The sequence below is a fragment of the Candidatus Poriferisocius sp. genome, from assembly GCF_965204015.1.
Classification (GTDB): Bacteria; Actinomycetota; Acidimicrobiia; order Acidimicrobiales; family Bin134; genus Poriferisocius.
In genome coordinates this window covers 2,779,367-2,802,484 of the sequence record NZ_OZ241965.1, presented here as the reverse complement: position 1 = coordinate 2,802,484, position 23,118 = coordinate 2,779,367, and the positions used below count along the sequence as shown (strand labels likewise).

Annotated in this window: 11 protein-coding genes; 4 read left to right on the top strand and 7 right to left on the bottom strand. The window is 65.1% G+C overall.

Annotated features, from left to right (window positions below; all coding sequences use genetic code 11):
• Positions 1-80: 80 nt before the first annotated feature.
• From ACOGJC_RS12580 to ACOGJC_RS12550, 7 genes are all read right to left on the bottom strand, one after another.
• Positions 81-9,653, bottom strand: coding sequence for an SDR family NAD(P)-dependent oxidoreductase (locus ACOGJC_RS12580; RefSeq protein WP_419845343.1), 9,573 nt, complete (start codon positions 9,651-9,653; stop codon positions 81-83).
• A gap of 19 nt (positions 9,654-9,672) precedes the next feature.
• Positions 9,673-11,409, bottom strand: coding sequence for a uracil-xanthine permease family protein (locus tag ACOGJC_RS12575; RefSeq protein ID WP_419845342.1), 1,737 nt, complete (start codon positions 11,407-11,409; stop codon positions 9,673-9,675).
• A 7-nt stretch (positions 11,410-11,416) separates the two neighbouring features.
• The gene (locus ACOGJC_RS12570; protein WP_419845341.1) at positions 11,417-13,183 is read right to left on the bottom strand and encodes a uracil-xanthine permease family protein; all 1,767 of its coding nucleotides are present in this window, start codon (positions 13,181-13,183) and stop codon (positions 11,417-11,419) included.
• A 67-nt stretch (positions 13,184-13,250) separates the two neighbouring features.
• A complete protein-coding gene (locus ACOGJC_RS12565; RefSeq protein WP_419845340.1) occupies positions 13,251-14,318 on the bottom strand; it encodes an ABC transporter permease in 1,068 nt (355 codons plus the stop codon).
• On the bottom strand, positions 14,311-15,264 hold the full coding sequence (locus ACOGJC_RS12560; RefSeq protein ID WP_419845339.1) for an ABC transporter permease: 954 nt from the start codon (positions 15,262-15,264) through the stop codon (positions 14,311-14,313). Before ACOGJC_RS12560 ends, ACOGJC_RS12565 begins: the two co-directional genes overlap by 8 nt.
• 112 nt (positions 15,265-15,376) lie before the next feature.
• Complete coding sequence (locus ACOGJC_RS12555; protein ID WP_419845338.1) at positions 15,377-17,221, bottom strand: ABC transporter substrate-binding protein; 1,845 nt, start codon at positions 17,219-17,221, stop codon at positions 15,377-15,379.
• 105 nt (positions 17,222-17,326) lie between these two features.
• Positions 17,327-17,887 carry a hypothetical protein gene (locus tag ACOGJC_RS12550; RefSeq protein ID WP_419845337.1) on the bottom strand — a complete coding sequence of 187 codons (561 nt, stop codon included), beginning with the start codon at positions 17,885-17,887 and terminating at the stop codon, positions 17,327-17,329.
• Between the two features lie 23 nt (positions 17,888-17,910).
• Between ACOGJC_RS12550 and ACOGJC_RS12545 the strand changes: the two genes are divergently transcribed.
• The 4 genes from ACOGJC_RS12545 to ACOGJC_RS12530 are packed head-to-tail and all read left to right on the top strand — an operon-like array spanning position 17,911 to position 23,115.
• Complete coding sequence (locus ACOGJC_RS12545; RefSeq protein WP_419845336.1) at positions 17,911-19,113, top strand: CaiB/BaiF CoA transferase family protein; 1,203 nt, start codon at positions 17,911-17,913, stop codon at positions 19,111-19,113.
• Positions 19,114-19,146: 33 nt separating this feature from the next.
• Entirely contained in the window at positions 19,147-20,292 is a 1,146-nt protein-coding gene (locus tag ACOGJC_RS12540) for a hypothetical protein (protein ID WP_419845335.1), read from the top strand.
• A complete protein-coding gene (locus tag ACOGJC_RS12535) occupies positions 20,286-21,125 on the top strand; it encodes an SDR family NAD(P)-dependent oxidoreductase (protein ID WP_419845334.1) in 840 nt (279 codons plus the stop codon). Before ACOGJC_RS12540 ends, ACOGJC_RS12535 begins: the two co-directional genes overlap by 7 nt.
• Positions 21,118-23,115 (top strand): molybdopterin-containing oxidoreductase family protein, encoded by a 1,998-nt coding sequence (locus ACOGJC_RS12530; RefSeq protein ID WP_419845333.1) that lies wholly within the window; start codon positions 21,118-21,120, stop codon positions 23,113-23,115. Before ACOGJC_RS12535 ends, ACOGJC_RS12530 begins: the two co-directional genes overlap by 8 nt.
• Positions 23,116-23,118: the final 3 nt, after the last annotated feature.

Below are 23,118 nucleotides of genomic sequence, written 5' to 3'. Positions count from 1 at the left end.
CTCCTTTGCCACAGATTGAAAGCGGGGAAAGTGTACCAAGGAGCAGGCAATTGTCAATCGACCTACGGGCCTCCGGGCTCTCACCGCGCTTCTACCCAGTGGCGCTGCCGCTGGAACGGGTAGTCGGGCAGCGAGATCCGACGGCGTGCCTCGCCCTGGAACAAGCCCTCAAATTGAATCGCCTGGCCATCGGCATATTCCGCGGCAACGACCGCAAGCGGATCATCGCCGTTCGCAGGCGCCGCTGCACCGCTTTGGGCTTGCTGTTCATCACTCTCAAGGAGCGCCCTGAGTTGCTGGCGGAGGGACTCCGCATCGCTGAACACCAGTCCAGCCCGGTGGGAGAAGTGGCTTCGCCCGATGCTGGCCGTCCACGCCATGTCGGAGAGCAGCGGATCGGTTGCGGCGCCAGCGGCCGAAAGCTCCTCAGCGTGCTCGTCCAGCCAGGAGAGATACCGCTGGGCTAGCTCTCTCAACGCCTCCGGAGCCTTGGCCGACAACGGCAGCAGCCGTCTCTCGGGCGGCTCGGCTCCCTCATCGAACGGCGAATCCTCGGCGGCCACGGCTTGCGGTGGCCCCATCGGCTGCCAGGGCGAGCTGAACCCATCGGGGTCGCCGGCAGTGGTTTCGTACCCCTCCACCACGACGTGGGAGTTGGCCCCCGAGATACCGAACGAGTTCACCGCGGCCAAGGCCTGGCGACCTGGGTCTCCTGGCCAGTCGATCGCTTCGGTGGCAACCCTCAACGGCATCCTCTCCCAAGCAATCTCGGGACTCGGTTCGCTGAAGTTAAGGTGCCTCGGAACCGACCCATGCCTCATCCCCAGCACTACCTTGATCAGGCCGGCCATACCTGCGGCGCCTTCGAGGTGCCCGATGTTGGTTTTCACCGAGCCGATCCACACCGGGCGGTCTTCCCCGCGCCCTGGGCCGTAGACAGAGGCGATCGCGCTCGCCTCCACTGAATCGCCTACTTCCGTGCCCACGCCGTGGGCCTCGACATAGTCAACCTCATCAGGGGCGACGCCAGCCCGGGCCAGTGCTTCGACCATGACCCGCTCCTGGGCCCGGCCACTGGGAACGGTGACGGCCAGGCCGGCCCCGGTCTGATTCACTGCCGACCCGCGGACGACGCCCCAGATCCGGTCTCCGTCCGCCTCGGCATCGCTGAGCCGCTTAAGCACCAAAACGCCGCACCCCTCTCCTCGCACATATCCGTCGGCCGACGCGTCAAACGACTTGCACTGCCCTTGCAATGACAAGATGTCCGCTTCGACCAGGGCATTGGTGACCGCAGTCGACAAGACGACATTCGCGCCCCCGGCTAGGGCGACGTCTATCTCGCCTCGCCGAAGAGCCTCCACCGCTTGATGCACGGCAACCAGCGACGATGTGCAGGCCAAGTCAAACGGCACCGCCGGTCCTTCCAGACCCAGCGAGAACGCCACTCGCCCTACGGTCAAGCTTCCCGCGGTGTTGAGATGTCCTCCGGTTCGGCCTCGTTTCTCGATGACACTCCGGTATTCGCTGACACCGATCCCGACATACAGCCCGCCGCGGCTTGCCTTCAGGCGGTCGGGGTCGATGGCCGCATCCTCAACCGCCTGCCAGCTGGTCTCCAGCAACATCCTCTGGAGCGGGTCGATCGACCATGCCTCCTTGGGCGCAATCCGGAAGAACTGGGGATCAAACCGGTCGAGGCCCTCGATGAACGAACCCTTTCGGTAGATGGCATCGGTGGCCGCGGGATCTCCGAGGACTCCCTCCCACGGACCGTCGTCTTGGCGACCGTCGGTCACCGTGTTCTCGCCGGCCTCCAGAAGGCGCCAATAGGCCGATAGATCCTCAGCACCGGGAAGCCGACAAGCCATACCGACAATGGCGACCCCCTCGTCCTCCATGCGGACAGGTCGGGGCAGAGCTGGTTGCACGGCTTCTCGGGGTTCGACGGCTTCGCCGGCCTGTCCGAACTCCTGGGACAGGTGCTGGGCCAGTCCGGTGATGTTCGGATAGTCGAATATTGCGGTGTTGGACACGGTGTACTCGCCGGCGAATGCCCGGTTCAGCCGATTCCGCAGCTCCACCACCATCAGCGAGTCCATGCCCAGGTCGGCGAACACGGCGGAATCCTCCGGCAGGTCGGGCAACCGCATCACCGCTTGCAGCTCTCGTTGCAGGTGTGAGATCAGCATCTGGTCGCGCTCCGCGGCGGCGGCATTCCTGAGGGCTTCCAGCAGATCGACCGACGATTCCTGGGTATCGGCAGAGGCGTCGGCCGACAGCAGTTCTTCCAAGAAGAGCGATTGGGCCTCAGAGCCTTCGGCAACTGCCTGCCAGTCGACCGTCGCCGCCATGGCCATGGTCACGTCCTGGCGCACCAGATGGTCGAACGCCCTCATCCCCTGTTCAGGGGTCATCCACCCCGTGCCCGCGGCTTCGAGTTGTACGGCGATTCGCTCCCGCTGCTCTTCGGCCTCACCCAAACCCGACCACGCCCCCCAGGCGATCGACTGCCCGGGCAGACCCAGCGAACGGCGATGGGCGGCGAGCTGGTCCAAGAACACATTGGCCGCGGCGTGGTTCGACTGCCCTGAATTGCCCATGACACCGGCGATGCTGGAGAACAAGACGAACATGTCGAGGTCGCGGTCTTCGGTGGCCCGATGGAGATGCCAGGCGCCCAGCACCTTCGGCCCCAGCACCTCTTCGAACTTCTCCCAAGTCTGGTTGGCCAGCACGCCGTCGGACAGCACGCCCACGCTGTGGATCACGCCCCCCAGCGGCGGCAGGTTGGCGTCGATCCGGGCCAGCATCTGGTCGAGGGCCGACGGGTCGGTCGCATCGGCCAGCTCGACCTCCACCGTCACTCCCTGTTGGCGGAGCCCGTTGATGGTCTCCTCTGCCTCGGGATCAGGGGGCCGTCGCCCGTTCAACACGATGGCCCCCGCACCTCGCTCGGCCAGCCAGCCGGCCACCGCACATCCGATGCCCCCCATGCCCCCGGTCACCAGGTAGGTCCGGTCGTCTCTCAACTGCCCGGTTTCAATGGGGGAACCAGCGAGGACGAGTTTGCCGATGTGGCGGGCCGCCTGCATGTACTTCATCGCCGAGCCCGCTTCGGCCAACGACCATCGGGTGTGTACCAAGGGCGCCAGTTCGCCCGCCGCCACCTGGCCCACCACCCGCTGGAGAGCGTCTCCCGGCACCGCTGGGGTCTCTTGTTTGAGAGTGTCGAGCTCCAAGATCCAGTAGCCCACGTCGGGCCGAGCCGCGGCCATCTCCTCTTCACTGAGAATGTCCACCCGGGCGAGTTCCACGAAGCGGCCGTCTCGGGCCAAACAGGACAGGCTGGCGTCGATGAAGCCTGGACCGGTGAGGCTGTTGAGCACCACATGGACTCCCTCGCCCCCGGTGGCCTCAAGAATCTCCTCACCGAACTTGGTCTGGCGGCTGTCGAACACGTGCTCCACGCCCAGCGACCGCAGATACGACTGCTTGGGAGCACTGGTAGTGGCGAAAACCTCCGCCCCCGCGGCCTGGGCCAGCTGTACCGCGGCCAACCCCACGCCTCCCGTTCCGGCGTGGATCAAAACCCGCTCGCCCGCCTTCAGCCCGGCCAGATCGAATGAGAGCAAGGCCGATGCAAAGACGGTGGGCAACGTGGCCAGCGCCGCGGGCGCCATGCCCGAGGGGGCCCGCACCACCAACTCCTCCGTGGTGACCGCTTCGGAGCCCAGCGTGCCGAACCCCAGTCCCACCACTCGGTCGCCCACCGAAACGGTGGACACCTCGGCGCCCACCTCGACCACCCGGCCGCAGAACTCCTCGCCCAGCAGACCCTCGCCGATGACTCCCAGAGAGCGGAACATGTCCAAGAAGTTGAGCCCGGCGGCTTCCACCGCCACTCGTACATCCCGCTCTCCCAACTCCACCGGCGGATGAGGCTCTGGCTTGACCCCTTCCAGGTCGCCGCCAGCGTCAGCCGCCAGCATCCAGCTCACTTCTCCCGCGGGATCGGGCAGGTTCGGGCGACCCGACCCGACCCCGGCCCGAGCCAATCGGGCCGTCTGGCGCAGTCCCATGCGGTAGGCAATCTGGGTCTCCGCGTCGGGATAGAGCAGCTCATTGGCCAAGTCCGACAGCGGCATCGGACGGTCGGGATCCAAATCGATCATCCTCGGGGTGAGGTGAGGCGCTTCGCGGGCCACCACCTTCCCGAGTCCCCAGAGAATCGCCCCGGCGATGCCCTCGGCGCGCTCGTGCTCCAGCACTTGGGCCCCCTGGGTCACCAGCCAAACCCCGTCGGTCGGAGCGACGTCGGCATCACCCATCCCCTGCAACAGGGCCAACGCGCTCTGGCCAGCCTGAGCTGCGTCCTCGGCGAGCTGCTCGGTGGCCACCTGCGACCCCCGGCCGTCGAGCGACACCAGGTGGACAACACCGCGGAGTGCGGTATCGGAGGAAAGGCCTTCGAAGATCGACCGCCACGACTCCCGTTGGCTCATCGCCAGGGAAACGCGGTTGATTCCGGGCTCATCCAGTTCGGGCTGGTCACCGCTGGGAGAGCCATCGCCAACCATCACCACCGTCTGATTCCGGGATGCCAGCTCCTGCGCCAGGGTCTCGGCTGCATCGCCAGAATCCGATGCCAGAATCCATACGCCGGGCTGCTCGCTCACCTCGGCCGGTCCCTGAGCCAAGATCACCCCGCGATCGGGCTGTCGGCCGGTGTCAGGCGGGTCCAGGCCCAAGACTTCTGCCGTTACGAATCCCGAGTCTCCCAACGCCCAAAGCCACACGTCGGGACTGGTCAGGGCGTGATGGGGGCGATAGTGGTCGTCGAAGCGCCACCAGCCGTCCAGTGGCCCAAAGGAGAGATCCAGCCAACCCAGGCCGCGGAGAGTCTCCAATGCCACCAAATGGCCTGACGGCGCCAGCAGCTGCCGGCAATTGCCCAACGTCTCATCCAGAAAGCGGGTGGCGTGCAGCACGTTGGACGCGACCACCAGGTCGTAGCCGTGCTTCTCGAAGCCCTGTTCCACGGGGTCGATTTCGATGTCCAGCACGCGGTAGTCGATTGACGCCTCTGCTCCGCCGAAGCGTCTCTCCGCCTCGGCGAAGAAACCCGCCGAAATATCGGTGTAGGTGTAGTCGAAGCGCTCCGCGGGTAGCTCGGGCAGCACCGACGCAGTTGCCGACCCGGTTCCCGCCCCCACCTCCAGCACTCGCAGTCGCCGGCTCTCGGGCAAATCGGCTAACAGTGCCGCCACCGCGTCGCCGAGCAGGCGGTTTGAAGCCATGGCCATCGGTGCCTTGATGTACATGTCGGCGGCGCTCGGCTCGCCGCTGCCGAATAGCAGCGTCAGCGGATCGGCATCGCCAACCAACACATCGGCCAAAGCTCCGCCGGTTCGCCGGAACAAACCGATCTCCACGGCACCGTGGGGGTATTGGCCCTCCATCCAGTCGGCCCGCGTCGAGGGATCACTGTCCAGCACCTCGGGCAGGGGGTCATCGGAGCCAACCAACACGGTGAACCCATCCCCAGCCTCCTCCAGCACGCCGGCCTTGGCCATCATCTCGAGCATCCGGCGGAACAAACGCCCGTGCTCGGGGGCGACCCCCAACTGCTCCCTCAGGTCTTCGGGCACCACCGTTTCGCCTGCGGTGCGCTCCCAACCCAGCCGGTCCAGGGCCATACGGGCGAATGACCACGCCAGCAGTTCGAGGTCGGAGAGCAACCCGACCCGGCTTTCAGCCTCAACCCCTTCCGCCGCCAGATACTGGGAGAACGACCCTGAGCCCGCGGCAATAGCGCTGGGGGCAGGCAGGAAGTCCGCCGGCAGAATCCCGGGGGCGAGGGGGCGGTCTCGCCAGACAATCTCGTAGAGGAGATCATCCAAGCTCCCGGCCGCCGACAACAGCGCGGCCCGGGTGGCCCGCTTCACCGTGTACCCGTCCAGTCCGCCAAGCACCGCGCCGCGCTGGTCGTAGAACACTAGATCTCCGGTCAAGACCTCAGGGGTCCCGGCTGTCGACTCTGGGGCCGTCCTCAAACGAGCATGACAAACGAGCTGGTCGGGCAGCGGACCGTTCAACCACAGCCGCTCCAACGCGAACGGCATGTAGGCCACGCCATCTTCGGCACCAGTCCCACTGCGGGCCTCGGCCATGACCTGGAAGCAACCGTCCAGAAGCAGCGGATGCGCTTCGATGCCGCCTGCATCAATGGACTCAGGCAGTGACAATTCGCCTAACGCTTCGCCCTCCGTGGACCAAAGCGCCCGAAGGGTGCGGAACGGAGCGCCGAGCTCTACCCCTGTGCTCAGCCGGGAGCGGTAGAACTCCGCGACGTTCTTAGGCTCCAATCCGGCCTTCAGGCCTTCCAAGTCGACGCTTTCGGCCGCCTCAGGCCGCCCGGCTTCCGAATGGGCCAGGCCCTCGGCGTGCAGCGTCCACCCGTCTTCACCCGGGCCCCGGCTGTAGATCTCGAATCGAGTGGGCACCTTGGGTTCGGCCTCGTCCAACACAAACTGCACTTGGCGACCTTCTGACACCGCCCCGTCTTCTGAGTCCGACTCAGAAAAGATCATCGGGCTGAGCAGTTGGAGATCATCGATCACGAAGCTGCGGCCCCTCGATGTGGATGGCCGACCGTTTCCATTGGCCACCAGCGCGGAGACCGCCATCGTTCCGTACAGCGCGCCCGGCGTGACCACCTGCCCATAAACCCGGTGTTCATTCAGCCACCCCGGATCGGAGGAATCCATTTCCGTCTCAAACTGAAGCTCACCTCGGGGGGATTCGTGGCAAATGCCGAGCAGCGGGTGCCCCGCGCTGGATCGACGACGCTTGGGGGTCTCGACCCAGTAGCGCTGACGCTGGAACGGGTAGCCCGGGATCGAGATACGGCGTCGGGTTTCCCCTTCGAATTGGCCCTCGAAGGAGATATCGACGCCGGCCTGGTACAACCCCGCCACCGCGTCGAGGAACCCGCAGCCGTCCACGGGGTCCGGCGTTCGAGACGAGGGCCGCTTCATGCTCGACACCACCACCGGCTCGGTGCCGCCAGCCTGGTCCGGCCAAGACAGAACTGTCATGGGGCCGAGTACCGCCCCCGGGCCGACTTCGAGGACCACGTCCACTCCCATATCGGCCAAGGTCTCGACGCACTTGCGATACTCCACCGGTTGGCGGGCCAGCCGACGCCAATACATTCCGTCCATCGATAGGTCGGGATCCAGCACTTGGCCGGTCATGCTGCTTATCAACGTGATCGACGGCGCGGCCACCGAACAGCCAGCTATGAGCGCCTCGACACCGTCCAAAATGGGCTCCACCATGGCGCTGTGGTAACCGGCGCTTCTCTCCAAACGCCGAACCCTCACCTCGTTGGCCTCGAAGTCCCGCAGCACCGCCTCCACATCGTCCACCGGTCCGCTCACCATCACATGAGTCCCGTTGTCGGCGGCGATGGCCAGCCGCGAATCGCCCGACACCGCGCACTGCTCCTCCACCGCGGCCGCCACGTCAGATTTTGCGGTAAACACCGCGGCCATCGCACCGGGCTCTTCCAGCTCGGCCGTGAGCTTGCCCCGTCCGACAGCGAACCGAAGGCCATCCTCCAGGCTGAGCACCCCCGCGGTGTGGGCCGCCGCTATCTCACCCAGGCTGTGCCCGACCACCAAGTCGGGCCGCACCCCCAGGCTCGACCACAGTGCGGTCAGCGCACACTCCATGGCGTAGATGGCGGGTTGTGTCCACGTTGGATCATTCAGATCGCCGTCGGCATCGGGCACGCCGAACATCACGTCCAAGAGCGAGGTGCCGCACTCCTCGCGGAACACCTCCTCACAGCGATCCAAGACCGTTCGCACCACCGGCCCGCTCTCGTAGAGCGACTTCCCCATGCCAACCCACTGGCTGCCCAGTCCGGTGAAGGCAAAGGCCACCTTCAAATCGGTACGCGATCCCGGCACCTCATCTTCGGCGCCCACCAGCGCTTCGAGCCTGTCTCGCAGCGACTCGGCGTCTTTGAACGCCACCCCAGCTCGATGGGAGTAATGGCTCCGACCCACCCCGGCGGTCCAAGCCATGTCGGCGAGCAGCTCGTCGGTTGAAGGTTCAAAATTGCCATTAAGCCACGTCAGATAACCCTGAGCCAGATCTCTCAGGGCTTTGTCCGACTTCGCCGACAGGGGCAGCAGTCTCGCCGGGCGGGTGTCGGCGGCCTCAACCGCCGGTGTAGCCGCCGTGTCCTCGGACGAAGCCACGGCGATGGGCAGAGGAACGCCTTTGGGCCACCGCTCCTCACCGGGCTGTGCGGGCTCGCCCGCCGGAGGCTCATAAGCCTCCACAATGACGTGGGCGTTGGTGCCCGACCAGCCGAATCCGCTCACGCCGGCGATGGGCAAGCGGTCGGAGCCACCCGGCCAGGGTGTGGGCTCAGACGTCACCTTCAACGGCACCTGGTCCCAGTCGATCACCGGGTTCGGATTCTCAAAGTGCAGGTGCCGGGGAATCACGCCCTGCTTCATCGCCAGCATCGTCTTTATCAAGCCAGCCGCTCCGGCAGCCGACTCCGGATGAGCGATATTGGTCTTCACAGACCCGACCAGCAGCGGTTGATCGCGGTCGCGATCTCGACAGTAGGCACCGGCGATAGCCCCCAGTTCGATGGGATCGCCCACCGGCGTCCCCGTACCGTGCGCCTCGAGGTAGTCCACCTGTGATGACGCAACCCCGGCCCGGGCCAGCGCCTCGGAGATCACCAGTTGCTGGGCCTCTCCGCTGGGCACGGTCAGCCCGGTGGAAGCGCCATCCTGGTTCAGCGCAGACCCCAGAATCACGCCCCAAATCCGGTCTCCGTCGGCTTCCGCCTCGCTGAGCCTCTTCAGCACCATGATCCCGCAGCCCTCGCCTCGCACGAACCCGTTGGCAGAGGCGTCGAATGCCTTGCACTTTCCATCAGGGGCCAGCATCCCGGCGTTGCCCCGCAAATGGAACAGGTAGCCCGACAAAATGATGTGTACGCCGCCGGCGAGGGCGAGATCGGCTTCTCCTCTCTGAAGCCCGGACACAGCCTGATGGACCGCGGCCAGCGATGATGAGCAAGCGGTGTCCACAGCCATCGCCGGACCTTGCAGTCCCAATGCGAAGGCAACTCGCCCAATGGCGGTGTTGAGAGAACTGCCGCTCACCGAGTACAGGCTGAGCGCGGCATCGGCGGTGAAGGCATCTGTTTTTATCAGTCCGCGGTAGTCGTTGTTGCTGATCCCGGCATACACCCCGGTGCGGCTGCCCCGGAGCTTCTCATGGTCGATCCCCGCGTCTTCCAGGGCCTGCCAACTCGTCTCCAGCATCATCCGCTGCTGGGGATCCAGCAAATGGGCCTCAATCGGCGAAATGCGGAAGAACGAGGCGTCGAACTGGTCGATGTCGTCCATCAATCCGCCGAAGCGAAGGGCATCGTTGTCGACAACGGCGTCTGGGAAAATCCCTCCTATTCGCCCCTCGCCCGAACCGGGAACCCCCTCTGTAACTGTGTTCTTGCCCTCTTCCAGCAGGCGCCAGAACTCGGACAGGTTGTTGGCACCGGGAAACCGGCAGGCCATCCCGACAACCGCGATTGATTCCCCTGTTCGCGATGCCATGTTCTCTCCCACTTCGAGGCTAGCCAGAGCTTCTGACCTGCACCGTAACGATATCTAAACCGTGGTATTTCTGATGGTTGACCGTTGAGGCGTAGTGCCGCAGCAGGCGAAGCGAGATCTCCCCCTCTTCCATTCCCTCGGTCTCATCGCTCAAATACGCCAGCCGGTCTTCGAGGTTCTCCTCGTCGAACACCGCCAAGAACTCCAGTTCCACCGCTTCTCCCTCAAGATGGGCCATGACGATCAACCTGGGGACTTCCTCGGCGCCCTCAACTTCCTCCGACTGCAAGAGGCTGATCAACGTCTCCTCGCCCGCCGAGCGCAATCGCTGAGCGGAAGCCTCATTCCAGCCCAGCTTCAAAGCCAGCCCTCGGAGGAACCCGTCGATCTCGGGCAGCTTGGACAGGTTCAGATCGGTCTCGAGCCGTTCTCGAATTCTCGGGCTGGTCAAGTCCAAGAACATCGTCAGCGCAATCGCCACCAGTGCCCCAACGAGCACGCCGTTGTCGAGCAATACCCCCCAAGTGCCGCCCACCAGGTCGGCAAAGATTGTCTGGGTGTCCAACCCCACGCCCACCGCAAACGCCACCCCCACCACCATCGCCTTTTGAGAATCGAGGCCGTCTTGCACAACCGTTCGAACGCCCTCGACGAATAGCAGTCCTACCGCGGTCAAGATGTACGCCCCCATCACCGGACTGGGAATGGTGGTGAAGACAGCCGTCAACTTGGGCAGAAAGGCCAAGCCCACGTAGATGATGCCGTAGGCATACCCCACATGACGGGACGCAACCCCGGTGAGGCTGACGAGTTGCACCGTTCGCGAGGTGTGAACGGTTGACGGGGGCGTCCCGGCAAATCCCGACAGCAGTACGCCCAGCCCGTTGGTGTTGAGCGAGCCCTGCACCAAACGGAAATCGGTAACCCGCGGCTGGCGCCTGCCGACTTGTTGAACGGCCACGCTGCCGCCGATGTTCTTGATTGCCCCCACCATCGTCACCACCACGAACGCAGGAAGAAGCGCCCAGAAATCAGGGCCTGGGGTCAGTTCGAATCCCTGGAAGCCACTGCTGCTGGGAACGCCGATCCATGCTGCATCGCCTACCGAACCCAATTCATAGGCACCAAACAGCGCCACCACAGCACAGCCAGAGGCGATCCCGATGAGGGGCGTCCAAAGCCGCCAGACACCGGAAACCCGAAACGACAATCCGGTGGAAACGAGCACCGTGACCAGGGCGGCAACCGGACCTGCGGCATCAGGGGCATCGGCGGGAATCTCATCGACCCGATTGAGGGCGACCGGCAAGACCGTGACCGCGATCAGCATGATGACCGTTCCGGAGACAGTCGGCGTGATCACCCGGCGCATGAACGGCAACCGCCAGGCCAGCACGAGATAGGCGAGAGAGGAGACGACAATGAGGCTGGCCAGCATTTCTGGGCCCCCCGTGTCCAACGCCAGCACCGAGATGGCTATGAACGTTGGGGTCACCACCATGAGGAACAGGTGCCCGGAACCGAACCGCCGAATCTTGCTGGCCTGCAACGCGGTAAGAGCTCCGACGATGATCAGCGCAGAGAAGACTGCCCAAGACAGATAGCCCTCATCCTGGCCCCCTGCCCGGACCGTGATGGTCACATACAACACGACCGATGTAATGGTTACTGCCACTCCTTGGAAGCCGACGGTAAACGCGACCAACGGCGGACAGCGGTCGTCGGTTTCGTAGCGGATGGCTTCGGCTGAGCTCACTGTTCCCCTAGCGAGTGCCTTTCACCTGCACCGTGACGATGTCTAGGCCGTGGTATTTCTGATGGTGGACGGAGGATGCGTAGTGCCGAAGCAGGCGAAGCGACACCTCGCCCTCATGCAATCCCTCGGACTCTTCGTTCAAGCACGCCAACCGATCCTCGAGGTTCTCCTCGTCGAACACCGCCAGGAACTCCATCTCCACCATGGCGGGTTCGGGGCGGGCTTGGATGATCAATCGGGCGGCCGAGTCGGTGGATTCGTTTGACCGTACCAAGCTCTCCAACATCTCCTCGCCGGCCTCTTCGGTCTCTACAAGACTCAGCAGAGCCTCCTCCCCGGCGGAGCGCAGCCGCTGGGTGGAAGCCTCGTTCCAGTTGTTCCCCGCGGCAAGCCCCAGGAGGAAGCGATCAATGTCGGGTAGCGAGGAGACGCTGAGATCGACCTCCAGGCGGCTGCGCCGCTGCGGGCTGGTCAGGTCCAAGAACACGACCATCGCCACTGCGGCGAATGCCCCGATCAACATGCCGTTGTCGAACAGCAAACCCCATTTGTGGCCGAGCAGGTCGGTGAAGATTGTCTGGTTGTCGAGTCCCACGCCGAGCGAGAACGCCAAGCCCACCACCATGGCCTTCTGGGAATCGAGGCCGTCCTGCACAACCGTGCGGATGCCGCTCACAAAAAGCAGCGCGATCGTTACCAGCAAGTAGGCGGCCACCACTGGGCTGGGGAGGGTGAGCAAGAACGCGGTCAGCTTGGGCAAAAAGGCCAGCACAACCAGAGTGCCGCCGATGACATAGCCGATGCGACGAGCCGCCACTCCGGTGAAGCTGATAAGCGACACGCTGGTCCCCGAATAAACCGAGGTTGGCGGTATACCAAAGATGCCGGCCGACAAGATGCCCAGTCCATTGGTGTTCAGGGAGCCCTGGACCAGCCGGAAGTCGGGGACTTGAGGACGACGCCAGGAGGATTGTTGGATGGCCACGCTGTCACTCACGTTCTTGACCCCGCCCGCCAGCGTTACCACCACAAAAGCAGGCAGAAGCGACCAGAAGCTCGCCTCCGGGGTGAGGTCGAATCCGGGAAACCCGCCAGAGTCGGGAATGCCCACCCAGGCTGCGTCGCCCACCGAGCCCACCTCGTAGGCGCCGAACAGCACGGTCACCACGCTTCCGGAGACAATCCCAATGAGCGGCGACCACAATCGCCATACTCCTGACGCCCGCAAGTACAGCAGGGTGAAGACCAACAGCGTGACCAAGGCGACGATCGGTCCCGTGGCCTCGGGTGCGTCGGCCGGGACGTCTTCCAGCCGGTCGAGCGCCACCGGCAAGATAGTGGCCGCGATCAGCATCAAGACCGTGCCGGTGACCACTGGGGTGATAACCCGGCGCATGAACGGCAGCCAGAAAGCCAGCACCAGGTAGAACAACGAGGCCACCACGGTGAGGCTGGCCAACAGTTTCGGACCGCCCTCGGCCAGGGCCAATACAGAGATCGCGATGAAGTTCGGGGTGGGGCCCATGATCAAGATGTGCCCGGCGCCGAACCGCCGGAAACGACTGGCCTGCAATGCAGTCAGCGCTCCGGCGATAATCATGGCCGCAAACAGGGACCACGAGAAATATCCCGCGTCTTGTCCTCCGGCCCGGGCGGTGATGACCACAATCGACACGATCGGGGCTAGTGCCAGCACCACGCCCTGAAGTCCAGCGACGGCAGCAACCCCCGAAGGGCAGGGCTCATTGGCCTCGTATCGAATGGCGTCGCTCACTACCGGCCCGCCCCGAAGGCTCCGCGGATTCGCACTACCAAAAGCTAACGCGGAATGCCGAGTGAGATTAGAGCTTGGCCTCGCGGGGGTCCCAGAGGGCTCGGAGGGATTCGCCGATGCGGTTCAGCGACAGCACGGTAAGGAACATCATCACCCCGGGCACGAACACGATGTGGGGCGCCTTTTCCAGCAAATTCGGATCGCGGCCCTCCTGGATCATGTTGCCCCATGTGGGCGTGCTGATCGGATCGATGCCCACCCCCAAGAAGGCCAATGAGGTCTCAGCCACGATCACCACGGCCACCACGATAAAGGCGTAGGAGGCCAACGGCAGGGCCACGTTGGGCATGATCTCCCGGAACAGAATGCGGCTGTTGGACGCGCCCATGGCCTTGGCCGCGGTAACGAATTCCCGAGCCGCGAAGGTCAGCGTGTTGGCGCGCGACAGTCGTCCCATGGTGGGGATGCTCAACACCGATAGCGCGAGCGTGATGACCAGCACGCTGCCCCCGAAGATGGCCACGATGGAAAACAGCAAGATCAGTGCAGGGAACGCCAAGACGGCGTCGGTGATGATGTTGAAGGTCCCTTCGGTTGCCCCCCTGAAGAAGCCCGCAGCCAGACCGATAACCGACCCCACCGCCAAGCCGATGCCCACGGCACCCAAGCCCACGATCAGGGAGATTCGCGCTCCCCGGATGCTCTGGTTCATGACGCTCTTGCCCAGCCGATCGGTGCCCAGGGGTTCGTCGGTGGTGAACGACGGGGGCCGCTCCCGATCTTGGAAGTCGGCCTCCAAGCTGTCGAACAGCCCACCCAGTTGCAAGAACACAAAAAGAACCAGGATGAACAGCCAAACCATCGATATCCATACGGTCGCGTCGACCCGCGACCCAAAAATCGCCCGAATCAGCTGTCCTACACCGGTGAGAATGCCGTATATCCCTCCGAGGGCGAGGATCACCTGAAGCCAGGCCGCGCCGTCGTAGGTAACCAAGAGCTGTATCAGCAGCAAGGCCAGCCCGGCTACCAGTCGGGCACTTCCCTCCCGACCGAGGCGAGCGCGGCGACCCCGCTCGGGATCGTCGACAAGCTCGGCCTCAGGCTCGGCAACGGCGCCGGTGATGTCAGCCACGTCTAATCCTCGGATCTAGCAGGGCGTACGTGATCTCCACCAGCATGTTCAACAGGATGTAGGCCACCGCCACCACCAGCACCAGACCTTGTAGCACCACCAAGTCATTGCCGGTAATGGAGTCGACCATCTTGAGCCCCATCCCCGGGAGCTGGAACAGCACCTCGATGATGACGGTGCCGCCGATGAGCCGGCCGGTGCTCACCCCCGCCAAAGTGATGAGCGAGAACGACGACGGTCGCAGGGCGTGGCGGAACAACACGTGGGCGGGCGACATGCCCTTGGCCCGGGCCGTCAGCACGAAGTCGTTTTGCAGGGTGGCCATCATGTCGGCCCGCAGCAACCGCTGGAACACGGCAATCTCGGTCAGGGATAACGCGACCACCGGCATGATCAAGCGGCGGGAATGGTCCCACCAGTCCCATTCAGTGAGCCGGGTCCACCCTTGGGGCGGCAATATGTCGAGCTGATTGAACAGGATGAAGATCAGCAGGATGCCGACCAGAAACTGGGGCAAGGAGATAGCGGCAAACGATGCTGCGTTCAACGCTCGATCCACTCTTCGTCCCGCCCGATAGGCGGCATACACCCCCAATGGAATGGCCAGAATCAGCGCTAGAGCCTGGGCCACCACCGTCAGTTCCAGGGTGATGGGTAGCCGCTGTCGAATGGTGTCCGAAACTTTCAGGCCATGGGTTCTTACCGACTCGCCCAGATCACCGGTAAGCGCATCCCCCAGCCACTTGCCGTAGCGAACGACGACGTTTTCGTCGAGTCGAAGCTCCCGGTTGACCAGCTCCCGGGCGGCAGGCTCCTGGGCCCGCTCTTGGCCCAACAGGCGAATGGTGGGGTCACCGGGCAGCAGCTCCACATAGAAGGAGGAAAAGAAGCTCACGAGGATCAGCACCGGAATGATCCGGATGATGGTGCGCCCGATGGTCTTCAACTTCTTTTCACCTCCCCCTGCGCTTCAGCACAGCCCCATAGATGATGCCCCATTGAACAGGGGGTGGGCACGGAACCGTGCCCACCCCCTCGTTCTCAGATGAGTTTCTTGGCTAGCCCTTGGCGGTGAATTCCAAGAGGATGATGCCGGCGTCAGTCTGGAATATGCCCGACACCTCGTCGGTCCAGTAGTAGCCGACCTCGCCCTTGCTGGTCACGATGACCGGGACCTGATAGACGAACTCGCGCTGGAAGCGGCTGTAGCCCTCGTAGCGCTCCTCGAAGGTGACGCCTTCCCGTCCTTGCTTGAGCGAGGCGTCAAATTCTGGGTAGCACGCCTTGGCCCAGTTACGGGATGAGACGTTGGGACCGCAAACGCCGTCCTCGGTGGAATCGCCGAAGTACACGTCGTACATGTAGTCGGGGTCGCCCACGGGGATGGCCCACGGGTTGGCCACTGATTCGCCGCCGAACACGGCGCCGACCATCTCGCCGACCTCCACGCAGTTGGCGGTGGCGGAGATGCCAACCTCGCTCCACATGGCAATCAAAGTCTCGGTGAGGAGCACGTTCTCCGGGGACGTGGTGCAGTAGGTCTGGAACTCCAGCGGGCCGCCTAGCTGCGCTTCACACTCTTCGAGCGCCGCTCGCGACGCGTCCTGGTCAAAGCCCGGCAGCACTGCTTCGGGATCGGTCCACGGAGAGCCCGGCCTCATCAAACTGCGGATCATGTTGTTGAGACCCTCGTACACGATCTCGTTGATGGTCTCGTAGTCGATGGCGTGGGCCGCAGCCACCCGGCACTCCCGGATGTTGAACGGCTCTTTCACGTTGTTGAGCATCCAGTATCCGCCGTGGTTGTCAACCCGGGAGGTGGTGTTGACGCCCTTGGCGATTGCGTCCTGGAGATTCTGGGGATGGCGGTCGTAGCCAATGTCGAGATCGCCGGCATTGAATGCGTTGTAGCGCTGCGGCGGCTCGATGATGGGCTTGAAGGTCACACTGTCCAGATAGGGGCATCCCTCGCGGAAGTAATCCGGGTTGCGCACCACAACGGCCTGGTCGTCTTGGACCCACGACTCGAGCATGAACGGACCGGCGCCCACGCCCTCCGGATTGATGTTGACATCGGAGTTGAGGCCGGTTTCTGGATCCTGGCCAGCTTGATAGGTGGTGGGCGACATCATCCACGCCATGCGGGAGGCGAAGATCTGTGCGAACACCGCGTTCTTGCTGGTGGCCGTGAGCTCGATGGTGTAGTCGTCGATCTTCTCCCACGAAGCGATCAGATCGGCCTGAGCCCGCGACTGCGACCCGATATCGGGATTCTGGTGGTGCTCGATGTTCCAGATCAACGCATCGACATCCAACGGGGTGCCGTCGGTGAAGTTGACGCCCTCACGCAGCTTAAGCGTGAACAACTCATTGTCTTCAGTGGCGATGCTCTCGGCCAGGCCGGGAATCAGCTGGCCCGTGCCGAAGTCCTCGTAGAACAGCGCGCCGTATATGGCGGTCATCTGCGTGCCGCCCAGCGAGGCCCCGCCCTGGATCAAGGTGGGGTCCCATCCGGTGATCTCACCGAACATGCCGATAGTGAGGTTGCCGCCTGTCGGCCGCCCGTCAGAGCATTCGGTGGTGAGGATTTCACCAGGGATGTACCCGGTGTTGCCGGTGGGCACTCCACCCGTTTCTTCCTCTTCCACCTCTTCGGACTCCTCGATGGTCACCACCGGCTCGTCTTCAGGCTCTTCGGCGGGGGCTTCCGCAGGAGCTTCCTCGGCGGGAGCTTCCTCGGCCGGAGCCTCCTCCGCGGGCGCCTCGTCTTCCGGCTCCTCGGCTGCGGGTGCCGGTGTGCCTGCGGTTACTCCTGGACCGTCGTCGTCATCGTTGCCGCAAGATACGGCAAACACGGTGAGCGCCAACAAGACGGCAAGAAGCCTCAACCAACGCGATTTCATGAGCATGACCCCCTCGGGTTTGGCTATGGGCAGCCGAGCCTCAACCGACTGCAAGTTGCCAGACCTTAGGGATTAGTTGAGAGTGCGCGCAAAGTGTCGGCGAAGCTATGACTGCAATCGGGCGGCGGCGGGGGCAAGCTCCCGTTCCAAACGGTCGGCAATCACTCGAAAGTAAGGCAAAGACTCGCCGATGGGGTCGGGAATCTCGTCGGCGGCCCGGCCGATAAACCGGTTGCTGGTTTGGGTGTCGCGCTGGCTGTGCAGCTTGTTCACCCACGTTTGAGAGTCAGCCCCGTTGCGGTTTCCGACTTGGTCGGCGAGACGGCTCAGCTCAGCGGGGAGGAACGTGGCCGCCGCTTTGGCCTCGCTGCGGGCCTCGACCGACCAGCCGTGGTTGCGGGTCATGGCCACGATCAAATCGGATTCGTCCACCAGATACTCCGAGAGGCGACGGCTGCGATGGGCCGACAAGTCCAGCCCCCGCTCGGCCATGGCGGCGATGGCGTACTCGTGGGCGGGCTGCCCGCTCCAGTCCATGGTCCCGGCTGAGCTCACCTCGGCGTCGGGGGCCATATGGGCGAACAACACCTCGGCCATCGGCGAGCGGCAGATGTTGCCGGTGCAAACAAACAGAACCTTGATGGCGTTGGAGTGTAAGAGCCACACCGCAGCCTTTCTATGCTCAACCCATGACAGGTCCGATGGATGGAGTGAAGGTGGTCGAGCTCGGGGTGTGGGTGGCCGGCCCCGCGGCGGGTGGGATCCTCAGTGATTGGGGGGCCGACGTGGTCAAGATCGAACCGCCCGCGGGCGACCCGGCAAGAACCTTCCAGCGGATGCTGGGCGGGGACATGCCCACCAATCCGGTGTTCGAACTCGACAACCGGTCGAAGCGCTCGATCGTGGTTGATCTGGCCCAAGCAGATGGCCAAGCCATCGCGGCGGAGATCATCGACGACGCCGATGTGTTCCTCACCAACCTGCGGCTGAGCGCGCTCGACCGGCTGGGGTTGGACTACCAGTCACTCGCCGCCCGCAATCCGGGGCTGATCTACTGCGCCATCACCGGCTACGGGCTCGAAGGACCCGATGCCGACCGCCCGGCATACGACATCGCCGCCTTCTGGGCCCGCTCGGGCATCGCCGCCCAGCTCACCCCGCCCGGCGGCGCCCTGCCGTTCCAGCGGGGCGGGATGGGCGATCACAACGTGGGCCTGGCCGGGGCGGCGGCCATCAGCGCGGCCCTGTACCACCGGGAGCGCACTGGCGAGGGCCAGATGGTGTCGTCGTCGCTGTTCCGGGAGGGCATGTACACCATCGGCTTCGACATCAACGTGCTGTTGATGTGGGGCCTCAATATGGCAGTGGGCACCCGGGAGGCCATGGGCAACCCGGCCATCAACAACTACACCGCGGGCGACGGGCGGCGGTTCTGGGTGGTGGGCCTGGAGGGCGACCGCCACTGGCCCCCGCTGGCCCGAGCCGTGGGCCACCCCGAGTGGATCGAAGACGAGCGGTTCGCCACCCCTCGCGACCGGGTGGTCAACGCCGTGGAGCTGATCGCCGCCCTCGACGAGGCCTTCGCCGCTCGTCCGCTGGAGGAGTGGGCCGAGATCTTCGCCACCGAGCCCGACATGTTCTGGGCCCCGGTGAACACCCTCGACGACCTGCTGGCCGACCCCCAGACCGGCCCGTCGGGGGCGCTGGTGGAGGTGCCCGACGGGGCCACCGGCACCACCATGCTGGCCACCCCGGTCGACTTCCACGGCACCCCATGGGCGCCTCGCAGCCTGGCCCCTGAGTTGGGGGAGCACACCGACGAGGTGCTGGCTGCCATGGGCCGCACTCCCCATCAGATCGCGGAGCTGCGGTCGAGCGGCACCGTGGCCTGAGCCTCGCCGACAGTGCGCCCATAGGATGTCGCCGTGCCATTGACCAGACTCGACGAGACGCTGCGCCATCAGATACCCACCACGTTCGATCACGTGGGAACCAGCGACCCCCGGTTCTTCGACCGCTACTGGTTCTCGTGCTACGACCCAGCCGGGTCGCTGACCATGATCATCGGGGTGGGGCTGTACATGAACATGAACGTGTTCGACGGCTTCGTGGCCTGCCAGGTACCCCGCGACGACCGGGGCAGCAACCAGCGGAACTTCCGCTTCAGCCGGGCGCTGCGCCCCGATATCGACCGGGTAGGAGTGGGACCGCTCGACATCGAGATCATCGAGCCGTTCAAGAGTGTTCGCCTCACCGCATCAGGCGACGACCACCCCATCGACATGGACTTGACGTGGACTGGCTTTCTGCCCCCCAAAGAAGAAGACCACCACTTCAGCCGGGTGCGGGGCCGGGTCACCCAGGACTACCGGCGCTATACCCAGGTGGGTCGAATGGACGGGGCCGTCACATTGGACGGCACCGACTACTCCGTGGAGGGCTGGTGGGGCGGCCGGGACCACTCCTGGGGGGTGCGGCCCCAAACCGCCGGGCCGGAGCCGGTCACCGGCGAGGACGGCATCGACGTGCGGGCCCAGCACGGCTCGGTGTTCTACTGGCTGCCGTTCTCGTGCGCCGACTTTGGCGGCCACGTGCAGGTCCACAGCACCGGCGACGGCCGCCAGCACTATTTGGACGGGGTGATCGGGCAGTCCGACGGCACCGAGACCGAGGTGGTGGCCGCCGAATTCGAGGTTGACTTCTGGGACGACACCCGACGCTGGCGGCAGGTTCGGTCGCAGTTCACCGACTCCGCCGGCGAGGTCTACGAGATCGAGACCAACCAGATCCACCGCGACTGGGCCATGATCGGCACCGGCTACGACTGGGGCTGGGAGGACGGCGGCGGCCTCGGCGTTTACCGGGGGCAGTACTACTCGGAGACCGACACCTACGACCTGTCCCACCCAGAGAACGTGGTGCTCCCCTCCGGGGAAGTCCGCGTTCCTGGCCACCGCGAGGCCCCGGCGGTGGGCACGGTGAACGGCCAGCCGCTGGCCGGCCACCAGATTGTGATCTGCTCGGGGCGGGTGCCCTTTTTGGGCCTGGACGATGATGTGAGGCCATGGTGAACCAAGATCAGTTCTTCAGCGACCAGGTGGTGATCGTCACCGGGGCCAGCCGCGGAGTAGGCCGAGGACTGGCCGTCCGCCTCGGAGAGCTGGGCGCCGGGGTGGCCTGCGTGGCCCGAGCCACCGACTCGGCCCGGTTCAAGCTGCCCGGCACGGTGGACGAAACCGCAGCCGCCGTTGACGAAGCCGGCGGCGACGGCTTGGCCGTGCCCTGCGACCTGTCCCGTCCCGACCAAATCGAGGCCATGGTGGAAACCGTGGTGAGCCACTTCGGCCGCATCGACGCCCTGGTGAACAACGCCGCGGTCACCTTCGTGGGCGACCTCGAGATTGAGTTAAAGCGCTATGAGCTGACCATGGCCATCAACACCACCGCGCCGCTGCTGGCCACCCGGCTTTGCCGACCCTATTTGGCCGAACGCGGCGGGCGGATCGTCAATGTCTCATCGGCGGCCGGCCTCGCCTATTTCCCATCGCTGATGGCCTACGGCATGTCCAAAACCGCACTGGAGCACCTGACCGTGAGCAGCGCCGCCATCCTGGCCGACGACGGGATCGCGGTGAACTGCTTCCGCATCGACACCGCGGTGGCCAGCGAGGGCTTTGTGATGAACGCCCCCGACGCCGATCACTCCACTTGGGCCGACACCTCGGTTTCCGCCGAGGGCATCGTGTGGATGCTCCAACAGCCCACCACCTACACCGGAAGGCTGGAGAGCATGGTGGGCATGGCCCAGCGGGAGGGCATCATGGCCGAAATCGCCGACAAGACAAGCTCCAACGCTCCTTCTGCGAGCCAATGGAGCATCGACCGCGCCCGGGGCATTGTCTAGGGCTCAGGAGGTTCACTCCTTCTGCCGCATCTGCACCGCTATGTGCGGCATCACGGTCACCGTCGAGGGTGACCGAGTGTTAAAGGTAAGGGGCGACGACGCCCACCCCATCTCCCAGGGCTACACCTGTCCGAAGGGACGAGCACTCCCCGAATGGCACCACCACCCGCTCCGGCTCGACCGACCCCACATCGGCGATCAGGCCGTGGGATGGGACCAATGCCTTGACGACCTAGGCAGCCGACTGGCCGCCATCATCGAAGAAAGCAGCCCCGACGCGGTGGCCATGTACCTGGCCAGCGGTTCGGCCTACGACGCCAATGGCCGCAGGGCCGCGGAGCGGTTCCTCGGTGCCATCGGCTCCCGCCAGAAGTACACCGCCACCACCATCGACACCCCCATGCGCCCGCTGGTGGCCGAGCTCATGGGCGGCTGGTCGGGGATAACCCCCATGTGGGACCAGGAAGCAGCCCGGATGCTCCTCTTGGTGGGGACAAATCCGGTGGTCTCCCACGGCCACGGCAACGGCTTGGCCGACCCCATCACCCGGCTGCGGACCCAGCAGAAGCGCGGCCCGGTGTGGGTGATCGACCCCCGCCGCACCGAGACCGCCCGGCTGGCCGACCGTCATCTGGCCCCTCAGCCCAGCACCGACCACCTGATTCTGGGCTGGCTGGTGCGTGAGCTGTTGGTGGATGGGGCTGACTGGGACTACTTGAACGAGCACTCGGTGGGGGTCGAAGACCTGACCGCCGCGGTGGCCCCCTTCACTCTGGACCGGGCGGCAACCGGGACTGGCCTGGACCCCGCCGACCTGCTCGACCTCCTCGACGCAGTGCGAACCGCCGGTCGGCTGTCGGTTCTGTCGGGCACCGGCGTTTCCATGGGCCGCAACGCCAACGTGACCGAGTGGCTGCTGTGGGCGCTGGCCGTGGTCACCGGCTCTTACGACCAGCCGGGAGGGATGTGGTTCAACCCCGGCTACCTGCTGCAACTCGACACCCGGAGCTGGCAGCCGTCCGACGGTCAGCCCGAACCCGGGCCGGCCAGCCGTCCCGAACTGCCCCGCCGATTCGGGGAGTACCCGTGCGCCGCCTTGGTAGACGAGATCGAGGCCGGCAACGTGCGGGCGCTGGTGGTGGTGGGCGGCAACCCGCTGATCGCCTTCCCCGACCGCGACCGGACCCAGGCAGCGTTCGAATCGCTCGATGTGCTGGCGGTGGCCGACGTGGTGGAAACCGACACCACCGCGCTGGCCACCCACCTGCTGCCCGTCGCTGGCCAACTGGAGCGGGCCGACCTCCCCTGGATGCTCGACGCCTACCAACCGGCCATCGCCACCCACTACACCCCGGCAGTGGTCCCGCCCGGCGCCGACCGCCGACTCATGTGGCAGGCCTTCGCCGAGCTGGGCCGTCGCTTGGGAGTGGGCGTGCTGCCCCGGGGAGTCGACCCCGACACCGCCACCGACGAGGACCTCTTAGAACTGATCGCCGATCGGGGCCGCAGCGACGCCGCTACCGTGCTGGCCGCCCGGCGGGGCTTGATCGGCGAATCCCGCCCGGTTCACGGCTGGGTTCTCGACCGGGTGCTACCCGAAGGCCGCTGGCGACTGGCCCCCGAGCCGCTTGTGGCGCAGTTGGCCGACCTCGACGACCCCGCACCGGTCGTGCTGCTGCCCCGCCGCCAGATGCGGACCATGAACGGGCAGCTCCGCGACTTGGGCGATGTCGGCCCCGAGGTGCTGATCCATCCCGACCACGGCATCGCCGACGGACAGCCGGTGCAGGTGCGCAGCGCCCACGGAGAATTGGTGGGTGCAGCCCGCACCAGCGACGAGATCGCCCCCGGTGCAGTGTCCATCCCCCACGGCTGGGCCGACCCCAACGTCTGCACCCTCACCACCGCCGAGGTTGACGTCGACCCACTCACCGGCATGGTCTGGCAGTCGGGCCTGCCAGTGCAGGTCGGCCCGGCAGAATCAGCTTGAGGA

Excerpts from the sequence above, each read along its gene's own strand:
- ACOGJC_RS12580 (WP_419845343.1), bottom strand. The coding sequence starts at position 9,653 with ATGGCATCGCGAACAGGGGAATCAATCGCGGTTGTCGGGATGGCCTGC.
- ACOGJC_RS12555 (WP_419845338.1), bottom strand. The coding sequence starts at position 17,221 with ATGAAATCGCGTTGGTTGAGGCTTCTTGCCGTCTTGTTGGCGCTCACC.
- ACOGJC_RS12545 (WP_419845336.1), top strand. The coding sequence starts at position 17,911 with ATGACAGGTCCGATGGATGGAGTGAAGGTGGTCGAGCTCGGGGTGTGG.
- ACOGJC_RS12535 (WP_419845334.1), top strand. The coding sequence starts at position 20,286 with ATGGTGAACCAAGATCAGTTCTTCAGCGACCAGGTGGTGATCGTCACC.